19 protein-coding genes are annotated in these 18,622 nt (G+C 64.2%); all 19 read right to left on the bottom strand.

Annotated features, from left to right (window positions below; all coding sequences use genetic code 11):
- Positions 1-200: 200 nt before the first annotated feature.
- The gene (locus HUU99_RS06360; RefSeq protein ID WP_174285733.1) at positions 201-488 is read right to left on the bottom strand and encodes a DUF1467 family protein; all 288 of its coding nucleotides are present in this window, start codon (positions 486-488) and stop codon (positions 201-203) included.
- Between the two features lie 7 nt (positions 489-495).
- The gene (locus HUU99_RS06365) at positions 496-2,133 is read right to left on the bottom strand and encodes a ribonuclease J (RefSeq protein WP_174285734.1); all 1,638 of its coding nucleotides are present in this window, start codon (positions 2,131-2,133) and stop codon (positions 496-498) included.
- Positions 2,134-2,198: 65 nt separating this feature from the next.
- The gene (locus HUU99_RS06370; protein WP_174285735.1) at positions 2,199-2,975 is read right to left on the bottom strand and encodes a type III pantothenate kinase; all 777 of its coding nucleotides are present in this window, start codon (positions 2,973-2,975) and stop codon (positions 2,199-2,201) included.
- 10 nt (positions 2,976-2,985) lie between these two features.
- Positions 2,986-3,780 (bottom strand): biotin--[acetyl-CoA-carboxylase] ligase, encoded by a 795-nt coding sequence (locus HUU99_RS06375; RefSeq protein ID WP_254602976.1) that lies wholly within the window; start codon positions 3,778-3,780, stop codon positions 2,986-2,988.
- Between the two features lie 13 nt (positions 3,781-3,793).
- Complete coding sequence (gene nuoN / locus HUU99_RS06380; RefSeq protein ID WP_174285736.1) at positions 3,794-5,239, bottom strand: NADH-quinone oxidoreductase subunit NuoN; 1,446 nt, start codon at positions 5,237-5,239, stop codon at positions 3,794-3,796.
- Complete coding sequence (locus HUU99_RS06385; RefSeq protein ID WP_174285737.1) at positions 5,239-6,759, bottom strand: NADH-quinone oxidoreductase subunit M; 1,521 nt, start codon at positions 6,757-6,759, stop codon at positions 5,239-5,241. Before HUU99_RS06385 ends, nuoN begins: the two co-directional genes overlap by 1 nt.
- Position 6,760: 1 nt before the next feature.
- On the bottom strand, positions 6,761-8,839 hold the full coding sequence (gene nuoL / locus HUU99_RS06390; RefSeq protein ID WP_174285738.1) for an NADH-quinone oxidoreductase subunit L: 2,079 nt from the start codon (positions 8,837-8,839) through the stop codon (positions 6,761-6,763).
- Between the two features lie 115 nt (positions 8,840-8,954).
- Positions 8,955-9,263 (bottom strand): NADH-quinone oxidoreductase subunit NuoK, encoded by a 309-nt coding sequence (nuoK, locus tag HUU99_RS06395; RefSeq protein WP_174285739.1) that lies wholly within the window; start codon positions 9,261-9,263, stop codon positions 8,955-8,957.
- Complete coding sequence (locus tag HUU99_RS06400; RefSeq protein ID WP_174285740.1) at positions 9,260-9,871, bottom strand: NADH-quinone oxidoreductase subunit J; 612 nt, start codon at positions 9,869-9,871, stop codon at positions 9,260-9,262. Before HUU99_RS06400 ends, nuoK begins: the two co-directional genes overlap by 4 nt.
- A 123-nt stretch (positions 9,872-9,994) precedes the next feature.
- On the bottom strand, positions 9,995-10,480 hold the full coding sequence (gene nuoI / locus HUU99_RS06405; RefSeq protein ID WP_174285741.1) for an NADH-quinone oxidoreductase subunit NuoI: 486 nt from the start codon (positions 10,478-10,480) through the stop codon (positions 9,995-9,997).
- Positions 10,477-11,529, bottom strand: a complete 1,053-nt coding sequence (gene nuoH, locus HUU99_RS06410; RefSeq protein ID WP_174285742.1) for an NADH-quinone oxidoreductase subunit NuoH — start codon at positions 11,527-11,529, stop codon at positions 10,477-10,479. Before nuoH ends, nuoI begins: the two co-directional genes overlap by 4 nt.
- A complete protein-coding gene (locus HUU99_RS06415; RefSeq protein ID WP_174285743.1) occupies positions 11,526-11,927 on the bottom strand; it encodes a clan AA aspartic protease in 402 nt (133 codons plus the stop codon). Before HUU99_RS06415 ends, nuoH begins: the two co-directional genes overlap by 4 nt.
- On the bottom strand, positions 11,927-13,921 hold the full coding sequence (nuoG, locus tag HUU99_RS06420) for an NADH-quinone oxidoreductase subunit NuoG (RefSeq protein ID WP_174285744.1): 1,995 nt from the start codon (positions 13,919-13,921) through the stop codon (positions 11,927-11,929). The genes HUU99_RS06415 and nuoG overlap by 1 nt, the downstream gene beginning before the upstream one ends.
- A 1-nt stretch (position 13,922) precedes the next feature.
- Positions 13,923-14,636 carry a hypothetical protein gene (locus tag HUU99_RS06425; RefSeq protein ID WP_174285745.1) on the bottom strand — a complete coding sequence of 238 codons (714 nt, stop codon included), beginning with the start codon at positions 14,634-14,636 and terminating at the stop codon, positions 13,923-13,925.
- Positions 14,633-15,934, bottom strand: coding sequence for an NADH-quinone oxidoreductase subunit NuoF (nuoF, locus tag HUU99_RS06430; protein WP_174285746.1), 1,302 nt, complete (start codon positions 15,932-15,934; stop codon positions 14,633-14,635). Before nuoF ends, HUU99_RS06425 begins: the two co-directional genes overlap by 4 nt.
- Complete coding sequence (locus HUU99_RS06435; RefSeq protein WP_174285747.1) at positions 15,924-16,202, bottom strand: hypothetical protein; 279 nt, start codon at positions 16,200-16,202, stop codon at positions 15,924-15,926. Before HUU99_RS06435 ends, nuoF begins: the two co-directional genes overlap by 11 nt.
- Positions 16,195-16,869, bottom strand: coding sequence for a complex I 24 kDa subunit family protein (locus HUU99_RS06440; RefSeq protein WP_174285748.1), 675 nt, complete (start codon positions 16,867-16,869; stop codon positions 16,195-16,197). The genes HUU99_RS06435 and HUU99_RS06440 overlap by 8 nt, the downstream gene beginning before the upstream one ends.
- Positions 16,862-17,401 (bottom strand): hypothetical protein, encoded by a 540-nt coding sequence (locus tag HUU99_RS06445; RefSeq protein WP_174285749.1) that lies wholly within the window; start codon positions 17,399-17,401, stop codon positions 16,862-16,864. Before HUU99_RS06445 ends, HUU99_RS06440 begins: the two co-directional genes overlap by 8 nt.
- A gap of 2 nt (positions 17,402-17,403) precedes the next feature.
- Entirely contained in the window at positions 17,404-18,618 is a 1,215-nt protein-coding gene (locus HUU99_RS06450; RefSeq protein WP_375380083.1) for an NADH-quinone oxidoreductase subunit D, read from the bottom strand.
- Positions 18,619-18,622 lie beyond the last annotated feature (4 nt).

The following is an 18,622-nucleotide window of genomic DNA, read 5'->3' on the forward strand; positions in this document are numbered from 1 at the left end:
GGACGTGACGGTAGTGCCGTCGCCGCTGAACAGGCTTCCCGAACCCTATTCATCATTTGGTTGTCCAGAGTTGCTTGTCGAACATGCAAGACGGGGCCGATGCGAGATCGTCGAAAGGTAGGTTTCGGAACGCCGTGCCGCCCTGAGAAACGTCCGAGTCTGACCGAAAGCACCCATTCGTCTTACCGAGCCTTGTCGGCTCACCCGCCCGCGAACGCTCGCTCGCTATCGTGGAAGACGTCGAAGGTCTGCGGCGTGATCCAGCCGAACGCATAGTTCAGCTGGAACAGCGCGAACAGTATCGTCGCGACGACCGTGACCCGTTTCGCGATCCGCCCGACCAGGAATTCGTGCGGTGCGCTTTCGGCCTGGCCGGGGATCGGATCGCCGCCCGCCTCGCGCGTCGTGCGGACGCCGAACGGCAGGACGAGGAAGACCGAGAACGCCCAGAACAGGACGTAGATCGCGACCATCGACGTCCAGCGCATCGCCCGGTCAGCCCTGGATCACCAGCACATCGACGATCGGCTTCTTGCCGGTCCACCGCGTCGCGACCTTGCGGACCGCAAGCCGCAGCGATTCGCGGAACTTCTCCGAATCGCGCGGGCGGTCCCGAAGAGCCTGCTCGACCCCCTGGACGACATCGTCGATGAACGCGGCACGATCCTCCTCGACGGGAATGCCCTGGAGGCGGACCTGCGGCGAACCGATCACACGCCCGTCGCGCCCGATCGCCACCGCCAGCGAAATCTGGCCGTTCAGCGCCAGCTTGCGCCGGTCGTTGATCGTGCCGCCGTCAGCGGGCAGGATCACGTCGCCGTCCAGCACCAGCCGTCCGACCTTCGCGGTGCCGATCTTCTTGGCGGGACCGGGCGCGAGGCGGATGATGTCGCCATCGGTCTGGACGATCGCCTGCGGAATGCCTTCGGACAGGCCGTAGCGCGCCTGCTCCATCAGGTGGCGCATCTCGCCGTGGACGGGGATCAGCTTCTCGGGCCGGATCCAGTCGTACATCTGCGCCAGCTCCGGCCGGCCGGGATGCCCGGACACATGGACATGCGCCTGCCGCTCGGTGATCATCTCCACGCCCTTGCCGGCGAGGATGTTCTGGATGCGGCCGATCGCGACCTCGTTGCCGGGGATCTGCTTGGACGAGAAGATGACCGCGTCCCCGGCCTCGAGCTGGATCGTGTGGCTGCCGTCCGCCACGCGCGCCAGTGCGGCGCGCGCCTCGCCCTGGCCGCCGGTCGCGACGATCAGCACCTTGTCGCGCGGCAGCCGCATCGCCGCTTCGGGATCGATCGTCTCGGGGAAACCCTTGAAGTACCCGCAGGCGCGGCCGACCTTCAGGATGCGGTCGAGCGAGCGCCCGGTGACGCACAGCTTGCGCCCGCTTTCCTTCGCGACCTCGCCAAGCGTCACCAGCCGCGCCGCGTTCGATGCGAACGAGGTGACGAGGACGCGGCCCTTCGCCTTGGCGACGGTCTCGGACAAGCCGATCCGGACGCTGCTTTCCGACCCGGACGCCTCGGTGTTGAAGACATTGGTCGAATCGCAGACCAGCACCTCGACCCCGTCGTCGCCGATCGCGGCGAGTTGCGCCGCGGTCGCGGGATTGCCGATGATCGGCGCGGCGTCGAGCTTCCAGTCGCCGGTATGGAACACCCGGCCGACGGGGGTGTCGATCAGCAGCGCGTTCGCCTCCGGGATCGAATGCGACACGCCGACGAAGGTGAAACCGAACGGGCCGACCTTGAACGGCTTGTCGGGTTCGACGAGCTTCAGCGTCACGCGGTTCGCGATGCCCTCTTCCTCCAGCTTCCCGCGGATCAGACCGGCGGTGAAGGCGGTGGCGTAGAGCGGCACGCCCAGATCCTCGGCGAGGTAGGGCAGCGCGCCGATATGATCTTCATGTCCGTGCGTCAGCACGATGCCGACGAGATCGCCCAGCCGTTCCTCGATGAAGGACAGATCGGGCAGGATCACGTCGATGCCGGGATAGCCCGCATCCGCGAAGGTGATACCGCAATCGACCATCACCCATTTGCCCTGGCAGCCGTAGAGATTGACGTTCATGCCGATCTCGCCCGAGCCACCGAGCGCGCAGAACAGAAGTTCGTTCTTGGGAGTCATTGAAAGCTTTCGAAAAAGGAAATGGAAGCGCGCCCGCGGGCCGGTCGGCGCGAGCGCTGATTGCGTCACATATGGGCGCGATCCCACAGCATCGCCAGCCCCTTGATCGTCAGGTCGGGTTCGATCACGTCGAACAGCGTGGTATGGCGCTCGAACAAGGTGGCGAGGCCACCGGTGGCGACGACCTTGACGGGCCGTCCGACCTCGATCTTCATCCGCGCGACCAGCCCCTCGATCATGGAAACATAGCCCCAATAGATGCCGATATGCATCTGATCGGTGGTGTTGCGGCCGATGACGCTGGTATCCGACGGCGTCTCGATCGCGATGCGCGGCAGCTTGGCGGCGGCGGTGACGAGCGCGTCGAGCGACAGGTTGATACCCGGCGCGATGATCCCGCCCTTGTATGCGCCCGAATAGTCGACGAGATCGACCGTCGTGGCGGTGCCGAAATCGATGACGATCAGGTCGCCGGGATGCAGCGCATGCGCCGCGATCGTGTTGACCGCACGATCCGCGCCGAGCGACGCGGGTTCGTCGACGTCGATCGCGACGCCCCATTCCACGGGCGGCTTGCCCGCGATCAGCGCCTCGGTCCTGAAATATTTGCTGCTCAGCACCTGGAGATTGTGCAGCGCGCGCGGAACGACCGTCGCGACGATCACGCCGGTCACGTCGTCGCGAGTATAGCCTTCCAGCGTCAGCAGCTGGCTGAGCCAGACCGCATATTCGTCCGCGGTCCGCCTGGGATCGGTCGCGATCCGCCAGCGCGCCTTGACCCGGTCGCCCGCGACCAGCGCGAAGACGACATTGGTGTTCCCGGCATCGATCGCGAGCAGCATCGGCGGTACCTTACAGCAGGAAGACGTCGGCGGCGTGAATGACACGCCGCTCGCCGCCCGCCAAGCGCAGCATGAGCGCGCCGTCCGCGTCGAGCCCGTCGAACAGCCCGTCGATCGCAGCGCCGTCCGGCAGCCGGGCGGTCAACGCGGTGCCTACGGGGTGCGCACGATCCAGCCAGCGGGCGCGGATCGGCGCGAGTCCTTCGCCGCGCCACCGATCCAGCCAGCGCGCGAACGCCTCGGCCAGCGTTTCGGCGAAGTCCGCGGGGGAGACCGTCGCGCCGCGATCCGCGAGGCTTGTCGTCGGACGGTCGGACAGATCGGGATGATGCGCGAGGTTGACGCCGATACCGACGACCACTGCGTCGTCGGCGCGTTCGAGCAGGATGCCAGAGAGTTTCGCGCCGTCTAGGACGAGGTCGTTGGGCCATTTGAGCTCCAACTCACCCCGGCGAAGGCCGGGGCCCAGTTGGGAGAACGGTAATTGGCGAGCGCCACCCGCCGTCACATCGACCTTAGCGACTGAGCCCCGGCCTTCGCCGGGGTGGAGATATACGGACACTCCCTCCTCCACCGCCACCGCCGCCACGAGCGCCAGTGTCGCCGCAGCGGGATCGGTTCCCCGGAGCCGCACCAACGTACTCGCGTAGAAATTCCCAACCGGGGACACCCAGGCCCGCCCCAGCCGACCCCGACCCGCGGATTGTCGCTCGGCCCGCAACCAGACCGCCTCGCCGGTGCCGCTCCGCGCGAGCGCCAGCATGTCGGCGTTGGTCGATCCCGTCTCCGCGACGGTACGGATCATGCGCAGCGCGATCCTAGAAAAGCGACTGTGCCGCCGCCATCGTCCAGCCGCCGATCAGCGGGATCGCCAGATAGCCGAAGGGCGAGATGAATATCGCCGCGATCGCGATCAGCCCCCCCTCGACCTTGTTCTCCACCGGCGGGAACGCGGTTGCGGGGTCGTCGAAATACATCGTCTTCACGATGCGCAGGTAATAATACGCCCCGATCACCGACGCCGCGATCCCGACCACCGCCAGCGGAAACAGCCCCGCCGCGACGGCCGCGTGGAACACCGCGAACTTCGCGTAGAAGCCGAACAGCGGCGGAATACCCGCCAGCGAGAACATGAAGATGGCCAGCGCCGCCGCCAGTCCCGGCCGGGTGCGCGACATGCCTGCAAGGTTGGCGATGCTCTCGACCGGCTGGCCGTCCTCCCCGCGCATCTGGAGCACGACCAGGAACGACCCGAGCGTCATCGCGACGTAGATCGTCAGATACATCAGCACGCTCGCCACGCCCTCCCGCGTGCCCGCCGCCAGACCGATCAGCGCGAAGCCGACATTGTTGATCGACGAATAGGCCAGCAGCCGCTTGACGTTGCTCTGCCCGATCGCCGCGACCGCGCCGAGGATGATCGACAGGAGCGCGGCGCAAATGACGATCTGCCGCCACTCATTGCTCGCCGGCCCCATCGCCTCGACCGCGACGCGGACGCTGAGCGCGAGCGCCGCGACCTTTGGTGCCGACGCGAAGAACGCGGTGACGGGGGTCGGCGCGCCTTCATAGACGTCGGGCGTCCACATGTGGAACGGCACCGCGGAGATCTTGAACGCCAGCCCTGCGAACACGAACACCAGCCCGAACAGCAGCCCCAGCGACTTCGACCCCGCATAGGCAGTCGCGATCCCGTCGAACATCGTCGTACCGCTGAACCCATAGACCAGGCTGATCCCGTATAGCAGGATGCCGCTCGCCAGCGCGCCGAGCACGAAATATTTAAGCCCCGCCTCCGCGGATCGCCCGTCGCGCCGCATGAAGCTGGCCAGCACATAGGCCGAAAGACTCTGCAGCTCCAAGCCGACATACAGCGTCAGCATGTCCGCGGCGGAGACCATGATCCCCATGCCGGCCGCCGACAGCAGGATCAGCACCGGATATTCCGGGCGAAGATCGTCGCCCGTCGTCCGGCGGAAGAAGTCGGGCGCCATCACGATCGCGATCGCGGAGGCGATATAGACCAGGACCTTGGCGAACGCGGCGAACGCGTCGGCGCGGTACAGCCCGTCGAACGCCGGGCCGCCCGAGCCGGCCGGCCCGAGCAGGGCGATCCCCGCCCCCGCCAGCACGAACACCGACGCGATCGAGATGAACCGGGTCGATTGCTGGCCACCCCAGGCGGCCACCAGCATCAGCGCGACCGCGCCGAGCGACAGGATCAGCTCGGGCAAGGTCATCGTCAGACTTGCGAGATAATCCATTACTGTGCCTCCGCTTGCGCGCGGGGCAAGAGTCGACCGGCCGTCGGGCGGCTGTCGCTGGGCGGCGCGGCGGGGTCGAGCCGTGCGAGCAGCACCCCGACATCCTTGCGCATCGGGCTGAGGAAGCTTTCGGGATAGATGCCCATCCACAGCACGACCGCCGCGATCGGCGCGAGCAGCCAAAGCTCGCGCCCGTCCATGTCCGTCATCGTGCGCACGTCGTCCGCCTTGATCTCGCCGAACGCCACGCGGCGATACAGATACAGCATATATCCGGCACCCAGGATGATCCCCGTGGTGCAGAGCAACGCCGTCCAGGTCGACACCTGGTATGTCCCCATCAACGACAGGAACTCGGCGACGAAGCCGCTCGTCCCCGGCAGCCCGATCGACGCCATCGTGAAGAACAGGAAGAACAGCGCATAGCGCGGCATGTTGATGCTCAACCCGCCATAGCGACTGATCTCGCGGGTGTGCAGCCGGTCGTAGATGACCCCGACGCACAGGAAAAGCGCGCCCGATACCAGCCCATGGCTGAGCATCATCAGCATCGCGCCCTCGATCCCCTGCCGGTTGAACGCGTAGAGACCGATCGTCACGATCGCCATGTGCGCGACCGACGAATAGGCGATCAGCTTCTTCATATCGTTCTGCACCAGCGCGACGAGGCTGGTGTAGACCACCGCGATCGCCGAGAGCGTGAAGATCAGCCAGGTCAGCTGTCCGCTCGCGCCCGGGAACATCGGCAGCAGGAAGCGCAGAAACCCGTATCCGCCGAGCTTCAGCAGGACACCCGCCAGGATCACCGATCCCGCGGTCGGTGCCTGGACGTGCGCGTCTGGCAGCCAGGTGTGGACCGGCCACATCGGCATCTTCACCGCGAACGACGCGAAGAAGGCGAGCCACAGCCAGGTCTGGACATGGCCTGCGAAGTCATATTGCATCAGCGCCGGGATACTCGTCGTGCCCGCATGGATCGCCATGTACAGCATGGCGATGAACATCAGGACCGAGCCGAGCAGCGTATAGAGGAAGAATTTGTACGACGCGTAGATGCGGTTCGCGCCGCCCCAGATGCCGATGATGAGGTACATCGGGATCAGCCCGGCCTCGAAGAAGATGTAGAACAGGAACAAATCCTGCGCTGCGAAGGTACCGATCATCAGCACCTCGGTCAGCAGGAACGCCGCCATATATTCGGGCACGCGCGTCGTGATCGCCCGCCAGCTCGCGCCGATGCAGATCGGCATCAGGAACACGCTCAGCATGATGAGCAGCAGCGCGAAACCGTCGATGCCGAGCGCCCAGTTGAAGCTGCCGAACACGGGCGCGTATTCGACGAACTGCCACTGCGCGCCGCCGATGTCGTAGGTGGACCACAGGACGATGCCGAGCGCGAGATCGATCAGCGTCGCTGCCAGCGCCAGCCGACGGGCATTGTCCGCCGACACGAACAGACAGACGATCGCCGCAGCCATCGGGACCGCCAGCATGACGGAGAGGATCGGGAAACCGGTCATCTTACAGTCCGATCGCCCAGGTGACCGCAGCGGTAAGTCCGATCAGCATGACGAAGGCATAGGTGTAGACATATCCCGTCTGGAGGCGTCCGGCGGCGCGGCTGCCCATCTGCACGACCCAGGCCGAACCGTCGGGGCCGAACCGGTTGATCGTCTGTTCGTCGCCGCGGTGCCATAACAGACGCCCGATCGCGAAAGCCGGACGGACGAAGAGCAGGGCGTACAGCTCGTCGAAATACCATTTGTGCAGCAGAAAATCATACAGCACCGCGAACTGCCCCGCGACGTGCGCGGGAAAATCGCGATTGCGGATATAGCCATACCAGGCGGTGAACAGCCCGAGCAGCATCGCGATCGCGGTGCCGAGCTTGATCGGCACGGGCACGCTTTCCATCGCCTCCATCAATTCCCCGCGGAACGCGACCGCGCCGTGCCAATAGGTCCGGCCTGCCATCGGCTCGATGAAGAATCCCTTGAACACGAACCCTGCCGCGACCGCACCGACTGACAATATCATCAGCGGGATCAGCATGTTGAGCGGGCTTTCATGCGGATGATAGCCGCCGGTGCCGACGGGAAGGTCATGCTGCCCCGGCGCATGCGCGTCGGGGGCATGACCGGCATGTTCGTCCGCCGCTTCGTCGTGATGCCCATGCGCCCCATCATGATCGTGGGCGTGCAGCGCGTGCTGGATATTCTCCGACTGCGCCCAGCGCGGCTGACCCCAGAAGGTCAGGAACATCAGCCGCCACGAATAGAAACTGGTGAGCAGCGCGACGAGCACGCCGACGATCCACACGCCGACATTGCCCGACGCCCACGCGCCCTCGATGATCGCATCCTTCGAATGGAAGCCCGCGAACCCGATCTGCGGCAGGCCCCAGACGCCGGGAATGCCGACGCCGGTGATCGCGAGCGTTCCCGCCATCATGCCCCAGAACGTCACCGGGATCTTCTTCCTGAGGCCGCCATAGAAGCGCATGTCCTGTTCGTGATGCATCGCGTGGATCACGCTACCCGCGCCGAGGAACAGCAGCGCCTTGAAGAAGGCGTGCGTGAAGAGGTGGAACATCGCGGAGCCGTACGCGCCGATGCCGGCCGCGAAGAACATGTAGCCGAGCTGCGAACAGGTCGAATAGGCGATCACCCGCTTGATGTCGGTCTGCACCAGCGCGACCGTCGCGGCGAACAGGCACGTCGCCGCACCGATCGTCGTCACGAACGTCAGCGCGGCCGGCGACGTCTCGAACATCGGCGACAGGCGGCACACCATGAACACGCCGGCGGTCACCATCGTCGCAGCATGGATCAGCGCGGACACGGGCGTCGGCCCCTCCATCGCGTCGGGCAGCCAGGTGTGGAGGCCGAGCTGCGCCGACTTGCCCATCGCGCCGACGAACAGCAGCAGGCACAGCACCGTCATCGTATCCGCGCGGAACCACAGGAAGCCGATCGTCGACCCGGCCATGTGCGGCGCGGCGGCGAGGATATCGGGGATCGACACCGTCTTGAAGACCAGGAACGTGCCGAAGATGCCGAGCATGAAGCCCAGATCGCCGACGCGGTTGACGACGAAAGCCTTGATCGCCGCGGCATTGGCGGAGGGTTTCCTGAACCAGAAGCCGATCAGCAGGTAGCTCGCCAGCCCGACGCCTTCCCAGCCGAAGAACATCTGGACCAGGTTGTTCGCGGTCACCAGCATCAGCATCGCGAAGGTGAACAGCGACAGATACGCGAAGAAGCGCGGCTGGTCCGGGTCCTCCGCCATATAGCCCCAGCTGTACAGATGGACGAGCGCCGACACCGACGTGATGACGACGAGCATCACCGCGGTCAGTGCATCGACGCGCAGCGCCCACGCGACATCCATGTCGCCCGACCGGATCCAGTCGAGCACCGGCTCCACCGTCGGGCCGCTGGTGCCGTTCAGATAGCCGAAGAAGATCGGCCAGGCGAGCGCGCAGGAGGCGAACAGCGCCGCCGTCGTCACGACCTTGGCAGGGACGTTCCCGATCGCGCGATTGCCGAACCCGGCGACGATTGCGGCGAGCAGTGGCAGGAAGACGAGCAACTGGATCACACGTTCAAAACCTTACCGTCACCCCGGCCTTGTGCCGGGGTCCAGAGCCAAGCAGCGCCACGCCCGTGACCCTGGACCCCGGCACAAGGCCGGGGTGACGAAATAGACAACCGCATCACCCCTTCATCCGGTTGACGTCGTCGACCGCGATCGTCCCGCGGCCGCGGAAATAGATGACGAGGATCGCCAGCCCGATCGCCGCCTCGCCCGCCGCCACCGTCAGCACGAACATCGCGAACACCTGCCCGACCAGATCGTGGAGATAGGCCGAGAAGGCGACGAAATTGATGTTCACCGCCAGCAGGATCAGCTCGATCGCCATCAGGATGACGATCAGGTTCTTGCGGTTCAGGAAGATGCCGAGCACCCCCATCGTAAACAGGATCGCCGCGACGACGAGATAATGGATAAGGCCGATCGTCATATCTCGACCCCCTGCCCGACCGTCGGCCGGGTATTGCGCGTCGCGTCCTGCGGCCGTCTGGCGACCTGGCGCGAGACGTTCTGCGCGCGGACGCCGCTGCGTTCGCGGTGGGTCAGCACGATCGCGCCGATCATCGCGACCAGCAGGACCAGCCCGGCACCCTCGAACACGAACAGATAGCGCGTATAGAGCAGATTGCCGATCGCCCGGATGTTGGGCACCGCATCGACGATCGGCGACGCGCGCCGGCCGAGCTGGATCGGCCCGGTACTCCACGCGCCGACCGCGATCAGCATCTCCGCCGCCAGCGCGACCGCGACCGCCAGTCCGATCCCGAAATAGCGCGCGATCCCGCTTCGCATCTCGGACACGTCGATGTCGAGCATCATCACGACGAACAGGAACAGCACCGCGACCGCGCCGACATAAACGATGACGAGCAGCATCGCGATGAACTCCGCGCCGACGAGGACCATCAGCCCGGCGGCATTGAAGAACGCCAGGATCAGCCACATCACCGAATGCACGGGGTTGCGCGACGATATCGTCATCGCCGCGGACACGAGGATGACGAACGCGAAGAGGTAGAAGGCGATAGCCTGGATCATGAGTTCGTAACCCCCGCGAAAGCGGAGGCCCATCGCGCGACGGCGGTGGCAAGCCCGACGAGCAGGAACTGGATTCCCGCTTTCGCGGGAATGACGGTGGCAGGGTGAATCATGTCGCGCCGCCTACCGGTACGGCGCATCGGCGGCAAGGTTCGCCGCGATCGCGCCTTCCCAGCGGTCGCCATTATCGAGCAGCTTGGACTTGTCGTAGATCAGTTCCTCGCGCGTCTCGGTCGCGAAGTCCAGGTTCGGCCCCTCGACGATCGCATCGACCGGGCACGCCTCCGCACATAGCCCGCAATAGATGCACTTGGTCATGTCGATATCGTAACGCGTCGTCCGACGGCTGCCGTCGTCGCGCGGCTCGGACTCGATCGTGATGGCGAGCGCGGGGCACACCGCCTCGCACAATTTGCACGCGATGCACCGCTCCTCGCCATTGGGGTACCGGCGCAGCGCATGCTCGCCGCGAAACCGCGGGCTGAGCGGGTTGCGCTCATAGGGATAGTTGATCGTCGCTTTTGTCTTGAAGAAATACTTCAAGGTGAGCGCGTGCGCTTTGAGGAATTCCCACAGCGTGAAGGCCTTGACGTATTGCGCGACGCTCATGAACCGACCCCTACGCGCATCCCCATCAGGACGCCGGACACCAAGAAAACCCAGAATAGCGAGAAGGGCAGGAAGATCTTCCATCCCAGCCGCATCAGCTGGTCGTAGCGATAGCGCGGCACCGTCGCCTTCACCCAGCTGAACAGGAAGAAGAAGAACAGCATCTTGACGAACAGCCAGACGATGCCCGGAATCCAGTAGAGCGGCGCCCAGTCGACCGGCGGCAGCCACCCGCCCCAGAACAAGGTCGCGTTCAGCACGCACATCAGGATGACATTGGCATATTCGCCGAGCCAATAGAGCGCGAACGACATGCTCGAATATTCGGTCTGATACCCCGCGACGAGTTCGCTCTCCGCCTCGGTCAGGTCGAACGGCGCGCGCTGCGTCTCCGCCAGCGAGGAGATGAAGAACATCACCGCCATCGGGAACAGCAGCGGGTTCACGATGAAGCCGTTGAGGTGCAGATAGACGTTCCGCTGCGCCATCACGATGCCGCTGAGGTTGAACGTCCCCGACCACAAGACGACCGAGATCAGGATGAACCCGATCGCGACCTCGTAACTGACCATCTGCGCCGCCGCACGAAGCGCCGAGTAGAAGGGGTATTTCGAGTTCGACGCCCAGCCCGCAAGGATGATGCCGTACACGCCGAGCGACGAGGTCGCGAGGACGTAAAGCAGCCCGACATTGATGTCCGCCAGCACCACCCCCGCCTGGAACGGCACCACCGCCCATACGATCAGCGCGACGGTGAAGGTGATGATCGGCGCGATCAGGAACAGCACGCGGTTGGCGGCGGACGGAATGATGGTTTCCTGCAGGAACACCTTCAGCCCGTCGGCAAAGCTCTGCATCAGGCCGAACGGGCCGACGACGTTGGGGCCACGGCGTAGCGCCATCGCCGCCCAGATCTTGCGATCGGCATAGATGATCATCGCGACCGCGAGCATCAGCGGGAGCGCGATGACGAGGATGCCGACGATGGTCGCGACGAACCACGCCCAGCCGTAGGAGAAGCCGACGGTGGTGTTGAAGAAGGCGGTCATTTGCGAGTCATGCGGTGGCTCATCACCATCGCTCCAGGAATATCGGGGTTTTGGGGATTGGGGATCAACTGTTCCCGTCGCGGATCGATCAGTACGTCCATCGCCTGCATCGGTATCGCGCCGAGCAACACCATATCGCCCATCACCATCGCACCCGTGAACGCATGACGACCGAACACCTCGACCTTTATCGGTCCGACATAATCCACGGACACCTTGCGGCCATCGGCGACAGTGACGATGCGCTGTTCGATTGCGGACAGCCTCAATTGCTTGGCTACCAGGGAGGGGATGCACAGATCGATCGACCCGGAATCAACCAAGGCGTTGGCATCAACCTCCTCGAGGTCGGGCTTGGCCGCGTTCGCCAGCCGAATATGCTGAAAGATGGTGCCCATTATTCTGCCGCCTCTGCGAAACCTTCGCCGTGCACCAGCTCCGCCGAACACCGCTGCATCGTCGGGCTCGCGCGACAGATCGCGTTGGTCAGGTAGAAATCCTTGATCGGATAGCCGGCCAGCACGCCCTCACCCTTTGCCTCGATCGACGGCACGGACCACTCGAACGTCGCCAGCATCTGATGCCGAAGCGCCGGCACCGCGGTATACATCTCCTCGCGAAGCCCCTCCAGACTGTCGAACGGAAGCGTCGCACCGAGCACTTCGGACAGCGCCCGGAAGATCGTCCAGTCCTCGCGCGCATCGCCCGGCGCGAACACCGCCCGCTCGCCGCGCTGTACCCTGCCCTCCAGGTTCACCCATGTCCCCGATCTCTCGGCATAGGTCACGCCCGGCAGGATCACGTCCGCCACCGCCGCGCCCTTGTCACCGTGATGGCCGACGAACACCTTGAACCCGGCGAACTTGCCGAAATCCACCTCGTCCGCGCCGAGGAAGAAGCCGAGCTTTGCCCCCATCACGTCCGCGATCCCGCCCGCCTGTGCATAACCGAGCATCAGACCGCCCATCCGGCTGGCCGCCATATGGACGACGTTGAACCCGTTCCAGCCGTCCTTGACCAAGCCCAGCGGCTCGACCAGCGCGAGCGCGGCACCGTGGCCACCCTTCAAAGCCCCTCCGCCGACGATAACCATCGGCCGCTCGGCCTTGCCGAACGCCTCCATCACCATATCGGGCAGCGCACCGAGCAATGCCAGATCGTCGCCCAGCCATTCGGCCTTGTACGTCAGGTCGGTCTCCGGCCCGATCGCGAAGACCTTCGCCCCCTTCTTGATCGCCTTGCGGACGCGCGTGTTCACCAACGGCGCTTCCCAGCGCAAATTGGTGCCGACCAGCAGGATCACGTCCGCCCGCTCGGTACCGGCGATCGTCGTGTTGAAATTCACCGCTGCAAGGCTCGACGTGTCATACGCCATCCCCGTCTGCCGCCCTTCGAGCAGCGTCGACCCCAGTTTCTCGACCAGCATCTTGGCCGCGAACATCGTCTCGCAATCGACCAGATCGCCCGCGATCGCCGCGACGCTCGATCCGGCACCAACCGCCTTGATCGCCGCGAACGCCTCGTCCCAGGTCGCGGGCACCAGCTTGCCGTTCATCCGCACATAGGGCTTGTCGAGCCGCCGCCGCACGAGCCCGTCGACCGCATGGCGCGTCTTGTCGGTCGCCCATTCCTCGTTCACGTCCTCGTTGATCCGCGGCACGCAGCGCAGCACCTGCCGACCGCGGCTGTCGAGCCGGATGTTCGTGCCGACCGCGTCCATCACGTCGATCGTCAGCGTCTTGCGCAGCTCCCACGGCCGCGCCTCGAACGCATAGGGCTTCGACGTCAGCGCGCCGACCGGACACAGGTCGACGACGTTGCCCGACAATTCGCTCGTCACCGCCTCTTCGAGGTACGAGGTGATCTGCATGTTCTCGCCGCGGTAGATCGCACCGATCTCCTCGACGCCCGCCACTTCCTCGGCGAATCGGATGCAGCGCGTGCACTGGATGCAGCGGGTCATGACCGTCTTCACGATCGGCCCCATATATTTCTCGGTGACCGCACGCTTGTTCTCGTCGTAGCGCGAATGGCCGCGGCCATAGGCTATCGACTGGTCCTGAAGGTCGCATTCGCCGCCCTGATCGCAGATCGGGCAGTCGAGCGGATGGTTGATGAGGAGGAATTCCATCATCCCCTCGCGCGCATTCTTCACCATCGGCGTATTGGTGAAGATCTCCTGTTTGTCCGCCGCCGGCAGCGCGCAGCTTGCCTGCGGCTTGGGAGGGCCGGGCTTCACTTCGACCAGGCACATCCGGCAATTGCCCGCGATGCTGAGGCGCTCGTGATAGCAGAACCGCGGGATCTCCTTGCCGGCAAGTTCGCACGCCTGGAGCACGGTCGCGCCTTGCGGCACCTCGATCTCGACGCCGTCGACTTTGACTAGGGGCATGTCACTTCTTCTCAGGCGTGGGAACGGTCGCTGGGACCGGAGACGTTAGCCGGTGATACAAAGCTTCGGCCAGCGTCGCGCGAATGCCTTGACGGTTGGCCGTCAGCTTCACATTCGCAGCAAGACACGGACCCATCGAAGGGGACAGCGCATGAAGCGCTGCCAGTTCTTCATCGCTTTCGGGGTGCGTCGCAAGCACGGCCCTGATCCCCGCGGGATTGGTCGCGGCGACGCATATACCCATATCCTCGACAGCCGCTGCGCGGCCGGACACTGCTCCCCACGGGCTGACATAAACGCGCGTCAGCGGCAGCGCAGGCGGTGTCGAGCGTGCAAAGCGGCTTTCGATCAATGCCTCGGCGATCATGCCACGATATAGGTCGGTAGGAATATTCAATCGCTGTTCGTTACCGAACTCGGAGCTGATCTGCGAATTTGTACATTGAATTTCGCGCCCCAGATTATTCCGCGCGGCTGCGGTTCCCTTAGGATCGGTCAGCGCCAGATAGTCCGCACTTTGCGCCGATCGGCGATGTACGACACATTCGGCATAGAGGTGCGAGTCAACGACCGACTGCGCAACGGGCTTGCCGGAGGCAGTCTGCTGACGCTGCGCCACACGCGATCCGATTTCGGCTTCCTGCGCCGAAGCTGGCCCCGTAAGACTAGAGCAAATCGCGGCAGCGGCCAACAAGATCGTCCAATGCCAGCTCACTCCGCCGCCTCCATCATCGGCGACAGATCGCCACCCCTGTCGTGGATGCGGCGTTCCATCTCGGGGCGGAAATGCTTGATGAGGCCCTGGATGGGCCATGCGGCGGCGTCGCCCAGCGCGCAGATCGAATGCCCCTCGACCTGTTTCGTTACCTGCTGGAGCATGTCGATCTCGGACAGTTCGGCGTCGCCGGTGCGCATCCGCTCCATCACGCGCCACATCCAGCCCGTGCCCTCGCGGCACGGCGTGCACTGGCCGCAGCTCTCGTGCTTGTAGAAATAGCTGATGCGGCTGATCGCGCGGACGATATCGGTCGACTTGTCCATCACGATCACCGCCGCGGTGCCGAGGCCCGAGCCGACCTTCTTGAGCCCGTCGAAGTCCATCGGGCAGTCCATGATCTCGGCCGCGGGGACGAGCGGCACGGACGATCCGCCGGGGATGACCGCGAGCAGATTGTCCCACCCCCCGCGGATGCCGCCGCAATGCGTCTCGATCAGCTCGCGGAAGGTGATGCCCATCGCCTCCTCGACGACGCAAGGGCGGTTCACATGGCCGCTGATCTGGAACAGCTTGGTGCCCTTGTTGCCTTCCGCGCCGAAGCTGGAGAACCATTCGGCACCCCGCCGAAGGATCGTCGGCGCGACCGCGATCGATTCGACGTTGTTGACCGTCGTCGGACAACCATAGAGCCCGGCCCCGGCCGGGAAGGGCGGCTTGAGGCGCGGCTGGCCCTTCTTGCCCTCCAGGCTTTCCAGCATCGCGGTCTCTTCGCCGCAGATATACGCGCCAGCGCCGCGGTGGACGAACACGTCGAAGTCGTAACCGGAACCGCAGGCATTCTTCCCGATCAGCCCCGCGTCATAGGCCTCGGCGACTGCGGCGTAGAGCACTTCCGCCTCGCGGATATATTCGCCGCGGATATAGATATAGGCCGCCCGCGCGCGCATCGCATAGCCGGCGATCAGCGCGCCTTCGATCAGCTTGTGCGGATCGTGGCGCATGATCTCGCGGTCCTTGCAGGAACCGGGCTCGGATTCGTCCGCATTGATGACGAGGAAGTTCGGCCGGTCGGGCTTCGGCTCCTTGGGCATGAACGACCATTTCGTGCCGGTCGGGAACCCCGCGCCGCCACGGCCGCGCAGGCCGCTGGCTTTCATGACATCGATGATCGCGTCCTGGCCCTTGGCCATCAACGCGGCGGTATCGTCCCAGTCCCCGCGCACACGCGCGGCGTCCAGCTTCCAGGACTGGAAGCCGTACAGATTGGTGAAGATGCGATCCTTGTCAGCGAGCATTAGTCGCCTCCAGTGCCTTCACCCGGCGTTCGACCTCGACGAAGTCCGCTCGCAGATTGTCGATGCTCGAATGAATGCTGGCCAAATGACCGATGAGCGACTGCTCGATCTGATTTTGACTGCTCAAGCGACGTTCGATGTTAGCAAGTCGATCTTCCATCTTGCCTTCGAACGTATCGATGCGCTGCTCCATCGTATCGAATCGAGCGTTGAGCCGACGAAACTGCTCGCCCATGAAATTCACGACGCCGTCGTTTTCCTCAGCCATTCGCCCACGCCCCCCGATAATCGTGGTTCGCGTCCACCATTTCCTTCAGCGTCGTCGGCCCGCCTTCGGGGCAACTCGTCTGACGTCCGATCGTCGAGCCGGGTTTCGGATGCTCGCCCCTGGCCAGCGCATCGAGCACCGCGGCGGTACGATCGTAATCCAGGTCCTCGTAATTGTCGTCGTTGATCTGCACCATCGGCGCGTTGGCGCACACGCCCAGACACTCGACCTCGGTCAGCGTGAAGAGGCCATCGGGCGTCGTCCCGCCCTTGATTAGCCCACGGTTCTTGCACGCGGCGAGCACGTCATCGGAGCCGGCGAGCATGCACGGCGTCGTCCCGCAGACCTGCACGTGATAGCGCCCGACCGGCGCCAGGTTAAACATCGTGTAGAAGGTCGCGACCTCGTACACGCGCATGTACGGCACGCCGATCTGGCGTGCGACGAACTCGATGACGGGCACGGGCAGCCAGCCTTGCGTCTGCGTTTCCGCACCGACCTGACGCTGGGCGAGGTCGAGTAGCGGCAACGACGCCGATTGCTCGCGCCCCTTGGGATAGCGGCCGAGGATTTCGTTCGCCTTGACCTGGTTCTCGTCCGTCCACGCGAACGCGCCCCAGCGGGCGCGGGTCTCGGCCTCGTCGGGGATACGGAAACTTTCAGTCATAATCGGACTGCCAAAGTTCGACGTGCTGAACGGAATCAGTGATCGGCTTGCCGGGCGCACTCATGCTAAGGATGACCAGAGTTCGCGGGCCAAAATTAGTACATTCATTTGCCTCACCCGGATTCAACCGTGGTATTCTTTTTCCCTGTTGATCAAAATCGGGCAAGCCTCTCCGCGATTCTGACAATCTAACGCGCTTTTGGAACATCATTACTAGCGAGTTACCTGAATAAAAGCCGTTTATGGGCTTGGTCGGACACCCCCCTTTTATCATCAGTACGAGCTTTTGCTTTAGACTACGGTCCGCGTCAGCGACCGCTGTATTCTGAACCGGCATACCATTTCGATTAACGGATATTTTGTCATCAAACAGTGCTAACAATTGGTCGTCAGACTCTACTTCCAGCGCTGCCGAAACCATCTTGTTGAGACGAACCAGCTGATCAAATGGCGGCGGCGGACCAAGCCAAGCAGCCATGGTCGCGACTGTTGCGAACGACGCTGTAATGCAGGCCAATACTGGATAAGCCATCCTCACCGGTCGCACTCCCCGAACACGATATCCATCGCGCCCAGCACCGCGGTCGTGTCCGCCAGCATATGGCCCTTCATCATGAAGTCCATCGCCTGCAAATGGCTGAACGCGGTCGGGCGGATCTTGCAGCGATAGGGTTTGTTCGATCCATCCGCGACCAGATATACGCCGAACTCCCCCTTCGGACTTTCGGTCGCGACGTACACGTCGCCCGCGGGCACGTGATAGCCCTCGGTATAGAGCTTGAAGTGGTGGATCAGCGCTTCCATCGACTGCTTCATCTCGCCCCGCTTGGGCGGGACCACCTTGCGGTCGAGGCTGGCGATCGGTCCCTCGGGCATCTCGCGCAGACACTGCTTCATGATCTTCGCTGACTGGCGCACCTCCTCGACCCGCACCATGAACCGGTCGTAGCAATCGCCGCGCGTGCCGACCGGCACCTCGAAGTCCATCCGGTCGTAGACGTCGTAGGGCTGCGACTTGCGCAGATCCCATGCGATGCCGGAACCGCGGATCATCGGGCCCGAGAAGCCCCATTTGATCGCGTCCTCGCGGCTCACCACCGCGATGTCGACATTGCGCTGCTTGAAGATTCGGTTGTCCGCGACGAGGCTGATCGCATCCTCGAACAATCGCGGCAGGCGCGTATCGAGCCAGTCGCCGATATCGGTCAGCAGCTTCAGCGGCACGTCCTGATGCACGCCGCCGGGCCGGAAGTAATTGTGATGCATCCGCGCGCCCGACATGCGCTCGAAGAAGCCGTAGCAATCCTCGCGGACTTCGAACATCCAGAGGTTCGGCGTCATCGCGCCCACGTCCATGACGTGGCTGCCGAGGTTCAGCATGTGGTTCGAGATGCGCGTCAACTCGGCGAAGAACACGCGCAGATATTGCGCGCGCAGCGGTACTTCGAGATCGAGCAGCTTCTCGATCGCCAGCACGAAGCTGTGTTCCATGCACAGCGGCGAGCAGTAATCGAGCCGGTCGAAATAGGGCAGCGCCTGCATGTAGGTCTTGTATTCGATCAGCTTCTCGGTGCCGCGGTGGAGCAGCCCGACATGCGGATCGATCCGCTCGACGATCTCGCCGTCCAGCTCCATCACCAGCCGCAGCACGCCGTGCGCGGCGGGATGCTGGGGTCCGAAGTTGATCGTGTAATTCTCGATCGTGACGTCGCCGGTCGCGGGATCGACGGCATCCTCGCGGCTCAGCACCTGG

The sequence above is a fragment of the Sphingomonas bacterium genome (assembly GCF_903642285.1).
Lineage (GTDB): Bacteria > Pseudomonadota > Alphaproteobacteria > Sphingomonadales > Sphingomonadaceae > Sphingomonas.